The organism is Pseudotabrizicola sp. (genome assembly GCF_030656345.1).
In the GTDB taxonomy this organism is placed as follows: domain Bacteria; phylum Pseudomonadota; class Alphaproteobacteria; order Rhodobacterales; family Rhodobacteraceae; genus Pseudotabrizicola.
The window spans coordinates 1-13,847 of the sequence record NZ_JAUSNR010000007.1 but is presented as its reverse complement, the minus strand read 5'-3'; the positions used below and the strand labels follow the sequence as shown (position 1 = coordinate 13,847).

Here is a 13,847-nt window from a genome sequence, read left to right as displayed (position 1 = left end):
AGAACCGCGCTGGGTTCAATGCGATAACAGGAATAAGCCGAAACCTGCCGTCGATGTCGCAGTAAAGTCGTCATCCGGGGTTAAGATCGGGGCGGCGACAAGCCGCGCCCCCTGCCAGACCCCCGGTGTGACCAGCGCCGCCGCCCGCGAAATCCCCGCCGCGCGCCAGTCCGGCAGCTGGGCCAGACCTTCCGGTCCCACCGCCCGCACTGTGCCGTCTCCCGGTCCCGTCACCCGCCAGCGCCCGTCCCACACGTCGCCCAAAGCCACCTGCCGCCCCAGATGGCGCGGCTCGCGCACCAGCAGCGCACTGCCCGCACCCGGCACTAGCCGGCAGCCCCAAAGCGTCGCCGCCCGCCCCTCCGCCATCGCCTGCACCATCCGCGCCAGCGCGTCGGCGCGCGGCGGATACGCCGCCCCCGACAGCCACATCAGCCCGGCCTGCATCAACCGCCGTGCCAGCTCTCCCGGCAGAGCGGCAAAGCCCGCGCGGTCGATCCGCAGTGCTCCCGCCTGCTCCACCACCAGCCGCGCCGCCGCCTCGGCCACCATCGCGCGCAAATCACCCTGCACCGCCGCCAGATTGCGCGCCACATTTGCCAGCCCCTCGGCGGTGATCCCCACCTCAGACAACCCTGCCAGCGCCCGGCGCATCTTTACCCGGTCAAAGCCCGCATCCTCATTGCTGGGATCATCGACAAACCACAGTCCCCGGCCCTGCACAAAGCCCCGCAGCGCCGCCCGCGTCACCCCCAGCAAGGGCCGCTGAAACCACACGCCGCCCTGCTGCCACCGGGGCCGCATGCCAGACAAGCCGTCCAAACCCGCCGCCCGCGCCAGCCCCAAGAACAGGGTTTCCGCCTGATCATCCGCCGTATGCGCGACCAGCACCGTGTCAATCCCGCGCGCCGCCGCCCACCCGGCCAGCAGGCCGTAGCGTGCCCGCCGCGCCGCATCCATCAGGTTGCCCGCCACCGGCCCGTGCTGCCAGTGCAGCACCTCATGCGGCAGCCCCAGCCCGGCGCACACCTGCGCCACGCCCGCAGCCTCGGCGCCCGACGCCGCCCGCAAGCCATGATCCACCGTCGCCACCGCCAGTGGCCGCTGCGCCACCCCCGCCATCAGATGCAGCATCGCCATCGAATCGCCGCCGCCCGACACCGCCAGCCCCACACAGCCCTGCCCCGGAATCGATGAAAGCGCCCGACGGGCGCTTTCAATCAACTCAGGGTCTGGCAACTCAGGGTCGGGCAGATCAGCATCACCCAAGGGCCGGTCCGCGGCGCTCACTGGCATTGAAACCCTTGCATTGCCACCTGTGCCTGCGTCGCGGCCATGCTGGCAGGGTAGCGCACGCCCACCTCGGCCAGCGTCACGCAAGCCTCGGGCGTCTGGCCCAGAACGCCCAGCTGTTCGCCCAGCTTCAGCAGGCTGTCAGCCGCAAACAGCCCGTCGGGGTTCACTGAAAACGACTCGAGGTAAGCCCGCGCCGCATTCGAGGTTTCCCCCAGCTGCACCAGCGCCTCGCCCCGGCTGAACTGCGCCTCCTGGCTTAACGGCGAGCCAGGATAGGATTGGGCAAAGGTCGCAAAGAGGTCCGCGGCGGTGCGAAAGTCACCCTGACCGAGCACCGCCCGGGCCCGGTCAAAATCCGCCTGCTCGCCAATCGCCAGCTCTGCCCCGCCCGAAAACGGCGCTGTTGGTTCCTCAATCACCACCGCATTGGGCGACTGCGCCGGGGCCGCAGCCCCGCCACCCATGCCACCACCGGTATCGCCGCCCAAAGTCGGCGTGCTGCCGACCGATGCGATGTCACAGCCCGGCGTCACTTCGCACAGCCGGAACTCCAGATCGCCGATCCGGTTGGTGCCATCGCTGACCACCCGGTTCAGCCGCAGCTCAATCTCTTCGGCCCGCGCGGTCAGACGGGACAGCTCAGACTCCATAGTGTCCATCCGCTGCAACGCCGACCCGCCGGCCAGTGCGCCGCCAGAGGCCCCGGTCTGCACCAGTTCTCCCTTCAGCCGGTTGAACTCCGCCGACAAGGACCCAAGCTCGGCCCGTATATCAGCCAGCGTCTGGGTGTTGGCCTGCGCGAACGCAGGCCCCCCCGTCATCACCAGCGCAATCAAGGCAGCACGCAGCATCCGATTACATCCCCGCGCCCATCGACAGAACCGTCACCGAGCGGCGGTTCTGCGAATAGCACGCCTCGGTCGAGCAGACCTCGATCGGGCGCTCTTTGCCATAGCTTACCGTCCGCATCCGGCCAGCAGGCACGCCCTGCGAAATCAGGTAGTTCTGCACCGCAGCCGCCCGGCGGGCACCCAGCGAAAGGTTGTATTCGCGCGTGCCCTGCTCATCGGCGTGGCCTTCGATGATCACGGCGTAAGACGCATTCGTCATCAGCCATTGCGCCTGCCCCGACAGCACCTGACGGCCCTGATCGGTCAGCGTGTGCTGGTCCACCGGGAACAGCACCCGGTCACCGACGCGCTGGTTGAAATAGGCGATCGAGCGCGGATCATTCGGGTCACCCAGACCTGTGGTGTCGACAAAGCCGCCACCCGCGCCACCGGCACCGCCCGCACCCCCACCGGCACCACCGGCGCCGAAACGGTCGGGGTTGTTACAGGCTGCCAGCCCAAAGGCAGCGACAAGGAGAAGGGCCTTGGGAAGAAGCGACATCATCAGTTTCCTTTTGTTCTCTGGCGCGATTGGCCATGATCTTATCAGATGTGCCGCGCCCTGTGAATCGGGCGCGGCGAAATGGGTCAGGGCAGCAGCGGCGACCACGCCGGGTCAGACGCCGCCCCTTGTGTCGGGATCTGGCGCAGGTTGCGCCCCGAGATATCCACCGAATACAGCGCCGCCTCACCGCCGGCCCCGCTGGTTTCGCGGGTGAACATGATCACCCGGCCATTCGGGGCCCAGGTCGGGCCTTCGTCGAGGAAGGATGCGGTCAGCAACCGCTCTTCCGAACCATTGGTGCGCATCACGCCGATGTGGAACCGGCCCTGATGCTGCTTGGTAAAGGCGATCATGTCGCCGCGGGGCGACCAGACCGGGGTGCTGTAGCGCCCCTGCCCGCCCGAAATCCGCCGCGCCTCACCGCCACCGGCAGGCATGATATACAGCTGCTGGGTGCCCGACCGATCCGATTCAAACACGATCTGGCTGCCATCCGGGCTGAAACTCGGCGCGGTCTCAATCGACGGCGCATTGGTCAGCTGGCTCAGGTTACCCGACCCAAGAGTCAGCATATACAGATCCGAGTTGCCGCCGCGTTCAAGGCTGAACACCACACGTCCGCCATCGGGCGAAAAGCGCGGTGCAAAGGTCATCGTGCCTTGCTGCTCGGCCAGCGTCTGCGTGCGCAGACTGCCCACATCCATCAGCGTGATGCGCGGAAAGCCGGTCTGATAGCTGGTATAAAGGATGCGGTCGCCAGTGGGCGAAAAGCGCGGGGCCAGCACGATGGAACTGCTGTCGGTCAGGTACTGCACATTCGCGCCATCGTAATCCATCACCGCCAGCCGCTTCAGCCGCTGGTTCTTTGGCCCGGATTCGCTGACAAACACCACGCGGGTATCGAAATACCCGCCCTCGCCGGTGATCCGGCTGTAGGCGGCATCGGCCACCTTATGCGCCATGCGCCGCCAGGTCTGGGTGGTGCCGGCAAACTGCAGCCCCTCGCCCAGTTGCTGGCCGGAAAACACGTCAAACAGCCGGAACTTCACCACGATCCGGTCGCCCGACACCGTCACCGCCCCGGTGATCACCGCCTGCGCGTTGATCGCCTTCCAGTCCTCATAGCCGATAGAGCTGTCAAAGCTGCTGACCCGCGCGATATGCGCCTCGCGCGGGATCTCGCGGAACAGGCCGGTGCCCGACAGATCGCTGGCGATCACCCGGGCGACGTTGCGGGCATATTCCCCGGCCCCGCCTTCATCGACGAAATCAGGCACGGCAAAGGGCAGCGGTTCGATCACGCCTTCGGTGATCTCGATCCTGAGCGGCCCCGATTGCGCCTGCGCCGGGCTCTGGGCCCCGAACAGCGCCATCACGGCGAGTGCCAGGCTGGAGAAAAAGATCGGGGCGGTCATCGTAAATGGATTTACTGTCATCATGGCCTCGGGTTGTCCTCGGTCTGTTGCGGGCAGCTTAACGCAGCCATCGCCGGGGTCAGGGGGAAAAGGAACAGGGATTGCTCCGTTTCGGCGTATATTGGCGCAAACGTGATCGCAAAGACTGTCATCGCATCCGCATTCCATCGGGGTTGAACACAAGTTCCATTTCGCGCCACTGGTCATATTTCTCGGGCGGCAGCGGAAATCCGCGCGCGCCACAGCGGATAATCGCCCGCCGCGCGGCTTCAAACGCGCCGCGCGCCCCGGCATCCGACCCGCCGGTCGCGCTGACCATCCGGATTGACCCCGCATCCGGCACACCGTTCTGCGCCACCGAGACGTAGACCACGACCGTAGTGTTCAGCGCATCCGACGACAGGCTGCCGACGTTCCAGCATTGCTGCACCGCCACCCGCATCGCATCGCGCTCGCCGCTGGTCATCGGCGGTCCCTGCGGCGCGTTGGTGGCCCCGCCCGTCGGGGCCGGATCTTCTGCGGCCATGGCCTCGGCCAAAGCCGCTGCCACCGCATCGGCATTGGTGTCGGGCGTGGGCGCAGGCGTCGGGGTCGGAGTAGGCGTCTGCGTTGGCCGCGCGGTTTCCAGCGGCGGTGCCTCACTGCGCACCGGGCGGCCGCGCGGGCGCGGGCTGCTGGGCGGCGCGCCGGAGGCGACCACCGGATCATTGCGGTTGGCCTCGGTTTCCAGCACGGTGCCCGCCTCTTCCGGCTGGGCCTCAGGCTCTTCCGGCTCCACCACCTCGGGCTCTTGCACCGGGTCAGGCGTCACTGCCGCAACAGGCGCTTCGGCCACTTCCACCGCAGGTTCGGGCGCATCGACCGGCACCGGGGCCACGCGTGGTGCCGGCTTGGGCCGCGGGCTGGCGGTGGGGGGCAACGGCACTTCGGGGATCGGGTCCGGGTTCACCGGCAAGGGCAGCGCATCGGCCACACCATTGTTTTCCGGCAAAGGTTCGGGTTCCGGCACCGGCTCCGGCGCAGGGGCAGGTGTGGTCGCGGGCAGATCGGCCACCACCGGCGGCGGCGCTTCCACCACAGGCGCGGGCGCGGGGGTTTCCGCAGGCGGCTCCGGCGCGGGCTGCGGTGCAGGCGTTGGCGTCGAAGGCGCCGCCGCCACCATCGCATCAAACTCGGCGGATGAAATCAACGACACCTCCGCCACCTCGACCGGCGGCGCATCCTTGCGCTGAAACAGCCAATCCCCCAGAATCACCCAGAGGATCAAAGCCGCATGGCCCGCGCCGGAAATGAGGGTGCCCGTCTGCATAACGCCTGCGTTTTCCCAATCGGCCTTAGTTGCCGCTGCCGTTCATCGCAGGCCCGTCCGTATCGGTCACCAGACCGATGGAATTGAACCCGCCCGCATTCAGCGCGCCCATGACTTCCGCCACCCGCTGATAGGGGATCGCCCCGTCGGCGCGCAAAAACACCTTGTTCGTCGTCCGCTCGGCGGCAATCGCCGTCAGCCGCAAGATCAGCTCGTTCACCGGCACATCGGTGGTCTGGATCAGCGTCCGCCCGTCCGCCGTCAGCGTGATGGTCAGCGGCTCTTCCTGTTCGGTCGGCAAGGCACTGGCCGCGGTGCGCGGCAGTTCCACCGGAACCCCCACCGTCAGCATCGGTGCCGCAACCATGAAGATGATCAGCAGCACCAACATCACATCGACAAACGGCGTGATGTTGATCTCATTCATCGCGGCCGACTTGCCGCGACGGCGCCGCCCCGTGCCGCCGCCCGACCTTTGCTGAACCCCGCCCGCCATGGCTCAGGCGTCCAGCTGGCGCGACAGGATGGTCGCGAATTCATCGGCAAAGCTTTCATAGCCGCCCAGAATACGCTCACTGTCGGAATTCAGCTTGTTGTAGAACACCACCGCCGGAATGGCGGCAACAAGGCCGATGCCGGTGGCCAGCAGCGCCTCGGCGATGCCGGGGGCCACGACGGCAAGGTTGGTGTTCTGCGAAATGGCAATCTGCTCAAACGCGTGCTTGATGCCCCAGACCGTGCCGAACAGCCCGATGAACGGCGCCGTCGCCCCGGTGGTGGCAAGGAAGGACAGACCGTTGTTCAGCCGCTCGCTTTCGCGCGCAATCGCCACATTCATCGCCCGGTCGATCCGCGCCTGCGCGCCGGCGATCAGCGCCCCGTCCTGCCGGTGGCTGCGCCGCCACTCCATCATGCCGGCGGCGAAAATCTTCTCGCTGGCCCCTTCAGGCGTTGGCCCGATCTTCTCGAACAGCTCATCCAGCGGCTCGCCAGACCAGAAGGCGCGGTCAAACACCGCCGCCTCACGCCGGGCCAGACGGTACAGGATGTGCCGTTGCACAATCGTCGCCCAGGACCAGAATGACATGACCATCAGCATGATCATGACGACCTTCACCGTCAGCGTCGCGCGTGCAAAAAGGGCGATCAAAGAGAAATCAATCTCCTGCGCCATCGCAAGGGTTTCCGTTTCCATTACGCCTGCTCTTGTTATCGGGGCCTTGGTGACCGCCTGTTAGCAGTGATTCTATCTGGATTTGAAGCGGATTGCCAACACAACTGCGTCACAAGGCGGTGGACGGCTGAAACATGGTGTAACAGTCGAAAGGCGGCATCATGCCGCGTCAGCCTGCGGGTGGGCAGGTGTCGCGGAAGACCCGGACCATTAAGGGTGGTGCTGCCCCCGCAAGGGTGTGGTAGGCACAGTCAGATCGTCAGTTCAGGGCATCCCCCTGTACTGCGCCTGTGCCGGGTGTTGACTTGCTCCGCGAGTTCCCGGCCAAAGGGGGCTTCTGATATGTCCAAGACACCTGCCGCCCACTTTGAAGCGGCAAGCACACTTGCCGTGGTGGTTTCCTCGCATGAACCTCTGCTTTTTCTATCCGCAGATCAGGTGATCATCGCGGCCAGCGCCTCGTTCTGCCGGGCCTTCGAGCTTGACCCAGTGACGCTGCCCGGCAGGCACCTCAGCGCGGTTGGAAACGGCGAATGGGCGATGCCCAGGCTTGCGTCTTTGCTGAAGACGACCGCTGCGGGAAGCGCACGTATCGAAGCCTATGAGATTGATCTCAAACGGCCGGACCGGAAAACCCGCAACCTGATCGTCAATGCCTGCACTTTGGATGACGGCGACACAGATCGTGTCCGGTTGCTGCTTGCGGTGACCGATGTCACCGACGCGCGCGCCGACGCACGGCTGAAAGACGATCTGGTCCGGGAAAAGGCGATCCTGCTTCAGGAAGTCCAGCACCGGGTCGCAAACAGCCTGCAGATCATCGCCAGCGTCCTGATGCAAAGCGCACGCAAGGTACAGTCCGAAGAGGTGCGCGGCCACCTTCACAATGCCCATCACCGGGTGATGTCGATTGCAGCGGTGCAAAAACAGCTTTCAACCTCTCCCGGCGGCGCGGTCGGGATACGCACCTATCTGACGCAGCTGTGCGACAGCCTTGGCGCGTCGATGATCGCAGACCCTGATCGCCTCTCGATCTCGGTCATGGCCGATGACAGTGCCGTGACAGCAAAGGTTTCCATCAGTCTGGGCCTTATTGTCACCGAACTGGTGATCAACGCGCTCAAACACGCGTTCCCCGATCAGGCGACGGGCAGGATTGAGGTTGCCTACCACGCGTCCGGCAGCAGCTGGACTTTGTCTGTCACCGACGATGGCATCGGGATGCCAGCGGGCAGCAGCGCGCCCAAAGCGGGCCTCGGAACCGGCATTGTGGAAGCGCTGACCAAGAACCTGGACTGCGAACTCCGGTTGAGCGATGCAGATCCCGGCACCGCCATCACGATCCGTCATCGCGGCAGCGCCGGTCACCATAAAGACATCCGGCCCGCTGCGTAGGAACCAAAGGGTTGACTGCGGGCTTTGTTATCAGTGGCTATGATGCCGATGCCTGCGGGCTTATCATTTCAGAGACAGGAAGCAGATGAAGAACGGTAGGGCTGTCGTCCTCGTGGTTGAAGACACTGCGATCATCCGGATGGGTGCCGTCGATCTTGTCCGGTCTGCCGGGTACGAGGCGCTCGAAGCCTGTGATGCAGACGAAGCCATCCGCATTCTGGAATCGCGCGACGACATCGATCTGGTGTTCACCGATGTGCAGATGCCCGGGTCAATGGATGGCATAAAGCTCTCGCATTACATCCGTAACCGATGGCCCCCTGTAAAGCTGCTCGTCGCCTCCGGCGCGGCGATCGTCGCAGAAAGCAGCCTGCCATCGGGGAGCCTGTTTTTCTCGAAACCCTACAATGATCATGACATCATCGACAGGATGGCAAGTTTGCTTGCCAGCGACAGCAGGTCTTTCACCAAAGTGCCGGACTGATGGACAGGGCGTCCGGTCGCTCATTCCCCCTGCGCAGAGCGATAGGGCACGGGACCTTCTTGCAGCCCCCCCGTCCACCCCTCAATCGTTAAAACCTCTCTGAGAAAATTTCCAAACGCCTGATTTCAGTCATCCCAAAAATCCCCTCCCCCCTTCTGTTACACACCCCCAATCAGCAACCCCCTCACCGCCTCCGGTATCCGCACCGGCCCCATGTCAGGCCCCAGACAGACCAGCACCACCCGCGCCGCAAACAGCCGCTCGTCGCCACGCCAGACCGTCTGATCCAGCACGATCCGCGCGCCGCCCAGCTCCACCAGCCCGGTCACCACAGCCAGCTGATCATCAAACACCGCTGGCCGCAGATAATCCGCCTCCACCCGCCGCACGGCAAAGACGATCCCCGCCTCCGCCCGCAGCTTTCCCTGATCGACCCCAAGCGCGCGCACCCATTCGGTCCGCCCCCGCTCGATAAACCGCAGATAATTGGCGTAATAGACGATGCCCGCCAGATCGGTATCCTCGTAATAGACCCGAAGCTCAAACCGATGCGCCCCCGTCACGTCACTCTTCACATCCATCCCCCTTTTTCCAACCCCGCGGAACCCAGGCCCCCGCCGCACGTTCCCCACCCCCATGAACGGAGACCCTCATGCACCGCGCCGCCCTTCTGCTTGCCCTCACCCTCGCCACCACCCCCGCAATGTCCGAAGAAATCGGCCGCGTCGGGGTGGACTGGGTCGGCAATGACATCATCATCGAAAGCGTGGCCGACCCGAAAGTGCAAGGCGTCACCTGCCATCTGGCCTATTTTGACCGCTCGCTGATCGACCGGCTGGCCAATGGCAACTGGTTCGAAGACCCGTCCTACTCCGCCGTCGACTGCGTGCAGACCGGCCCGATCACCCTTGGCGACATCAAGGACGGCAAACGCGGCGAGACGGTGTTTTCCGAACGCCAGTCCCTGATCCTGAAATCCCTGCGCATCACCCGGATCTATGACCGTGCCAACAACGCACTGGTCTATCTGGCCCATGCCAACGAACTGACCCAAGGCTCCGGCAAGATGTCGATCTCGGTCATCCCGCTTTCCGCACCCTAAAACCCCATCCGCGCCGCCAGCCGCAACGCGTGGCTGGCGTCGCGCCCCGCCACCGGCAGCACCGGGTGGTAGGCGGCGCGGATCACCGCCGCCACCTCGGGCCGCAGCACCGCCACCCCGCCCAGCATCGCCAGCGGCGACCCCGCCGCAAACGCCTGCTCGCTCCAGGTCAGCACCGCCTGCACCGCCTGCGACAGGGCCAGCGTCTCGGCGGGCAGGTCAGCCAGATGTGCATCCATCCGCACCAGCACAAAGCACGCCTTGATCGCCCCCGCCGCATCAAAGCGGAAGGTGCGGTACTGGTTGGCCCCCGCCGCCTCCAGCCGGTCCAGAAGCGGCATCAACCCGGGGATCAGCTGGTCCAGCTTCGGCACCCCGCGCAGCTCGTCCCAGTCGCGCACGAAAAACAGCATCAGATTGGCCCCGAGTTCGGTATCGGTTTCCGCCACCTCATGCCCGGCCAGTGCCGCCACCGCCTCAACCGCGCCCTTGATCACCCCCAGCGTGGCGTCTTCCACCCCAAACACCACCGGCACGACAGGCCGCCCCCAGCGCGCACACAGATAGCTGCCATCGCCCCGCGTGAACAAAGCCCCGATCTGATCCGCGTCCATACCCGCCTCCGTTTGCTGGCCTGCAATTACCCCCCGCAGCCCCCCAAGACAACGCCCCGGCATTGCACCTTTCCCAAATACTCCCGCCGGAGGCTCCCCCCGCAGCACCCCGCGCTGGACTCGGCAGACCGAAGACCCGATATAGAACCCATGTCCCTGCCACCCGGATTCCTTGACGAATTGCGCACCCGGATCTCGCTCTCACAGATCGTGGGGCGCAAGGTCACCTGGGACATGCGCAAATCCAACATGGCCAAAGGCGACTGGTGGGCGCCCTGCCCGTTCCATCAGGAAAAATCCGCCAGTTTCCATGTCGATGATCGCAAGGGGTTCTACTATTGCTTCGGCTGCCACGCCAAAGGCGATGTGCTGACCTTCATCAAGGAGTCTGAAAACACCGGCTTCATGGAGGCCGTCGAGATTCTGGCGCGCGAGGCCGGGCTGCCGATGCCCGCCCGCGACCCGAAGGCGGCAGAAAAGCAGGATCACCGTACCCAGCTTGCGCAGGTGATGGAAGAGGCGGTCAAATGGTTCCGCCTGCAACTCAAAACCGGGGCGGCAGCCGATGCCCGCGCCTATATCGCCAAACGCGGGTTATCCGACGCGGCCATCGACCGCTGGGAAATCGGCTTTGCCCCCGATGCGCGCCAGGCCCTGTTCACCGCCCTGATCCAGAAGGGCTTTGCCGCTGATCTGATCACCGGCTCCGGCGTCTGCGCCAAGGCTGATGACGGGTCGATCTATGACCGCTTCCGGGGCCGCATCATCTTCCCGATCCGCGACGCGCGGGGCCGCGCCATCAGCCTTGGCGGACGGGCGATGGACCCGAATGCACGGGCCAAATACCTCAACGGCCCGGAAACGGAACTCTTCGACAAGGGTCGCAACCTCTACAATCACGCCCCGGCGCGCGAGGCGGCGGGCAAGGGCCAGCCGCTGATCGTGGCCGAAGGCTATATGGATGTGATCGCCCTGTCCGAGGCCGGGTTTCAGGCCACCGTCGCCCCGCTCGGCACCGCCGTCACCGAAGACCAGCTGCGCCTGATGTGGCGCATCGCGGACGAGCCGGTGATCGCGCTCGATGGCGACACGGCAGGCATCCGCGCGGCCCTGCGCGTCATCGACCTTGCCCTGCCGCTCCTGGAGGCGGGCAAGGGCCTGCGCTTTGCCGTCCTGCCGCCGGGGCTGGACCCGGATGACCTGATCAAGAGCCAAGGCGCGCCTGCCATGCAAAAGGTGATCGACACGGCGCAACCCATGGTCAGCCTGCTGTGGCGGCGCGAGACCGAGGGCAAGAATTTCGACAGCCCCGAACGCAAGGCAGCGCTGGACAAAACCCTGCGCACCGCCCTCAAACGCATTGCCGACCCGTCAATCCGCGGCCATTACGGCGAGGAGATCAAGCGCCTGCGCGGCGATCTGTTCGGCACCAATGCCCGCCCCTTTACCCCCTTCACCCCGCGCCCCCCCCGCGCCCCCTGGCAGCCGGGCCAACGCGGCAAACCGTTTCAACCCGTGGCCCCGATGGCCAGCACCAAACTGTCGCTGCTCGCCACCCCCGCCGATCTGGTGCAGGACTCCTTGCGCGAAGCGGTGGTGCTGGCGGCCTGCATCCATCACCCCGGCCTGATCGCCCGGTTCGAATCCGCGCTCGAACGGCTGGATTTTCTGGGCCACGGCCATGACACCCTGCGCAGCCTGATCCTTTATCACCAGTCTGCGCCTGATCTGCTGGCCCTGCTGATGGAACAGGCCCCGCTGCCGACCGAAGCCGTGTTGCTGCACCCGCATGTCCGCATCACCGCCGCCATCAGCGCCACCGCCCCCGATGACGCTGCCGAACACTGCCTTGCCGAAGCACTGGCCCGTCTGCAGGCAGATCGTGCGCACCGCCTTGAAATTGCCGAGGCCGAAGACGATGTAACAGGTGTGGCCGATGAGGGTCTGACCTGGCGCGTGTCCAAAGCCGCCGAGGCCCGCCACTCAGCCGCACGCGGACCGCAGGATGCCAAGGGCGAATCAGTGATCGCCCCGAACGGCGTCGAGCTGGACCGGGACGAGCTGAACCGCGCCCGTTCGCTGCACCAGTCGATCGATTTCACCCGTGGCGGACGTGGTGGTAAGCAATGAGTAACCCTTTTCCCGACCTATCGGGCAAGAAAGTGCAGCTTCCGACCTGTAATCCGGTGTGATTCGGGGTATTGATTCGGAAACGAGCGCACCGATTCGCCCTTCGCGCCCTCAAGGAGCACCCATGGCCCTGAAAGACACCGACGACGGCAAACCAGAGGCAGAGGAGGCCGATGTCTCTCTCGACATGAGCCAGACGGCTGTCAAGAAGATGATCGCCGACGCGCGCGAGCGTGGCTACATCACTTACGAACAGCTCAATCAGGTCATGCCGCCGGAACAGGTGTCGTCGGAACAGATCGAAGACGTCATGTCGATGCTCTCCGAAATGGGCATCAACGTGATCGAGGATGATGAGGTCGAAGACGGCGAACCGCCCTTGGGCGGCGAGCTGGTGGAAACCTCCTCGACCTCACGCGAAGTGGCTGTCGCCGGCTCCACCACAGAAACGCTGGACCGCACCGATGACCCGGTGCGGATGTACTTGCGCGAAATGGGCAGCGTGGAACTGCTGTCGCGCGAAGGCGAAATCGCCATCGCCAAGCGGATCGAGGCCGGCCGCAACACCATGATTCTGGGCCTGTGCGAAAGCCCGCTGACCTTTCAGGCCATCACCATCTGGCGTGACGAACTTCTGAACGAAGACATCCTGTTGCGCGACGTCATCGACCTTGAGGCCACCTTTGGCCGCAGCCTTGATGGCGAGGAAGACCTCGACGGCCCGATCGGCGCGCCCGGTCTGGACGGCGTCGATGTCACCGCCGCCACGCCGCGCCGCACCGAATCCTCGGAACCCGAACTCGACGCCGACGGCAACCCGCTGATGCGCAGCGATGATGATGACGACGATGACGAAGCCTCCAACATGTCGCTCGCCGCGATGGAGGCGGCGCTCAAACCCAAGGTCCTGGAAACGCTGGCCATCATCGCCCGCGATTACGTCAAGCTGGCCGACATGCAAGAGGCGCGGATGACCGCCACGCTGTCGGAAAAATCCCATTTCTCCGCCAAGGATGAAGCCGCCTACCAGAAACTGCGCTCTGAAATCGTGGTGATGGTGAATGAGCTGCACCTGCACAACAACCGGATTGAGGCGCTGATCGACCAGCTGTACGGCATCAACCGCAAGATCATGACCATCAACTCCGGCATGGTCAAACTCGCCGACGCCGCCCGCATCAACCGCCGCGAATTCATTGACGAATATCAGGGCTATGAGCTGGACCCGTCATGGTGCGACCGCATGGCCGCCAAAGGCGGTCGCGGCTGGCAGGCGCTGATGGAACGCTCGCGCGAAAAGGTCGAAGAACTGCGGGCCGAAATGGCCGTGGTCGGCCAGTATATCGGCGTCGACATTTCCGAATTCCGCCGCATCGTCAATCAGGTGCAGAAGGGCGAGAAAGAGGCGCGTCAGGCCAAGAAGGAAATGGTCGAGGCCAACCTGCGTCTGGTCATCTCCATCGCCAAGAAATACACCAACCGCGGGCTGCAATTCCTTGATCTTATTCAGGAAGGCAACATCGGCCTGATGAA

The 13,847-nt window shown here is 65.0% G+C and carries 14 protein-coding genes; 5 read left to right on the top strand and 9 right to left on the bottom strand.

Annotated features, from left to right (window positions below; genetic code table 11):
* Window positions 1-15 precede the first annotated feature (15 nt).
* From tilS to tolQ, 7 genes are all read right to left on the bottom strand, one after another.
* Window positions 16-1,296, bottom strand: a complete 1,281-nt coding sequence (gene tilS / locus Q7J44_RS03185; RefSeq protein WP_304876923.1) for a tRNA lysidine(34) synthetase TilS — start codon at window positions 1,294-1,296, stop codon at window positions 16-18.
* The gene (gene ybgF, locus Q7J44_RS03180) at window positions 1,287-2,147 is read right to left on the bottom strand and encodes a tol-pal system protein YbgF (RefSeq protein ID WP_304876922.1); all 861 of its coding nucleotides are present in this window, start codon (window positions 2,145-2,147) and stop codon (window positions 1,287-1,289) included. The genes tilS and ybgF overlap by 10 nt, the downstream gene beginning before the upstream one ends.
* Window positions 2,148-2,151: 4 nt before the next feature.
* Window positions 2,152-2,688, bottom strand: coding sequence for a peptidoglycan-associated lipoprotein Pal (gene pal, locus Q7J44_RS03175; RefSeq protein WP_304876920.1), 537 nt, complete (start codon window positions 2,686-2,688; stop codon window positions 2,152-2,154).
* A gap of 86 nt (window positions 2,689-2,774) precedes the next feature.
* Window positions 2,775-4,106: a Tol-Pal system beta propeller repeat protein TolB gene (tolB, locus tag Q7J44_RS03170; protein ID WP_370692946.1), complete on the bottom strand. Its 1,332-nt coding sequence runs from the start codon at window positions 4,104-4,106 to the stop codon at window positions 2,775-2,777.
* A 148-nt stretch (window positions 4,107-4,254) separates the two neighbouring features.
* On the bottom strand, window positions 4,255-5,415 hold the full coding sequence (locus tag Q7J44_RS03165; protein ID WP_304876918.1) for a cell envelope biogenesis protein TolA: 1,161 nt from the start codon (window positions 5,413-5,415) through the stop codon (window positions 4,255-4,257).
* 25 nt (window positions 5,416-5,440) lie between these two features.
* On the bottom strand, window positions 5,441-5,911 hold the full coding sequence (tolR, locus tag Q7J44_RS03160; RefSeq protein ID WP_304876916.1) for a protein TolR: 471 nt from the start codon (window positions 5,909-5,911) through the stop codon (window positions 5,441-5,443).
* Window positions 5,912-5,914: 3 nt separating this feature from the next.
* Entirely contained in the window at window positions 5,915-6,610 is a 696-nt protein-coding gene (tolQ, locus tag Q7J44_RS03155) for a protein TolQ (RefSeq protein ID WP_304876914.1), read from the bottom strand.
* A gap of 195 nt (window positions 6,611-6,805) precedes the next feature.
* Between tolQ and Q7J44_RS03150 the strand changes: the two genes are divergently transcribed.
* Window positions 6,806-7,984: a sensor histidine kinase gene (locus Q7J44_RS03150; protein ID WP_304876912.1), complete on the top strand. Its 1,179-nt coding sequence runs from the start codon at window positions 6,806-6,808 to the stop codon at window positions 7,982-7,984.
* An 85-nt stretch (window positions 7,985-8,069) separates the two neighbouring features.
* Window positions 8,070-8,468, top strand: coding sequence for a response regulator (locus Q7J44_RS03145; RefSeq protein WP_304876911.1), 399 nt, complete (start codon window positions 8,070-8,072; stop codon window positions 8,466-8,468).
* Between the two features lie 158 nt (window positions 8,469-8,626).
* On the opposite strand, the gene ybgC is transcribed toward Q7J44_RS03145, so the two are convergent.
* The gene (gene ybgC / locus Q7J44_RS03140) at window positions 8,627-9,043 is read right to left on the bottom strand and encodes a tol-pal system-associated acyl-CoA thioesterase (RefSeq protein WP_304876909.1); all 417 of its coding nucleotides are present in this window, start codon (window positions 9,041-9,043) and stop codon (window positions 8,627-8,629) included.
* A 77-nt stretch (window positions 9,044-9,120) separates the two neighbouring features.
* Here ybgC and Q7J44_RS03135 point away from each other — a divergent pair, with 77 nt between their 5' ends.
* On the top strand, window positions 9,121-9,570 hold the full coding sequence (locus Q7J44_RS03135) for a CreA family protein (RefSeq protein WP_304876907.1): 450 nt from the start codon (window positions 9,121-9,123) through the stop codon (window positions 9,568-9,570).
* Here the strand turns inward: Q7J44_RS03135 and Q7J44_RS03130 are convergent.
* Window positions 9,567-10,184, bottom strand: a complete 618-nt coding sequence (locus Q7J44_RS03130) for a hypothetical protein (RefSeq protein WP_304876905.1) — start codon at window positions 10,182-10,184, stop codon at window positions 9,567-9,569. The genes Q7J44_RS03135 and Q7J44_RS03130 overlap by 4 nt on opposite strands.
* Before the next feature lie 150 nt (window positions 10,185-10,334).
* Here Q7J44_RS03130 and dnaG point away from each other — a divergent pair, with 150 nt between their 5' ends.
* Window positions 10,335-12,314, top strand: a complete 1,980-nt coding sequence (dnaG, locus tag Q7J44_RS03125) for a DNA primase (RefSeq protein WP_304876903.1) — start codon at window positions 10,335-10,337, stop codon at window positions 12,312-12,314.
* 124 nt (window positions 12,315-12,438) lie between these two features.
* Window positions 12,439-13,847 (top strand): RNA polymerase sigma factor region1.1 domain-containing protein (locus Q7J44_RS03120; protein ID WP_304876901.1); only part of this gene is annotated, 1,409 nt, incomplete at its 3' end.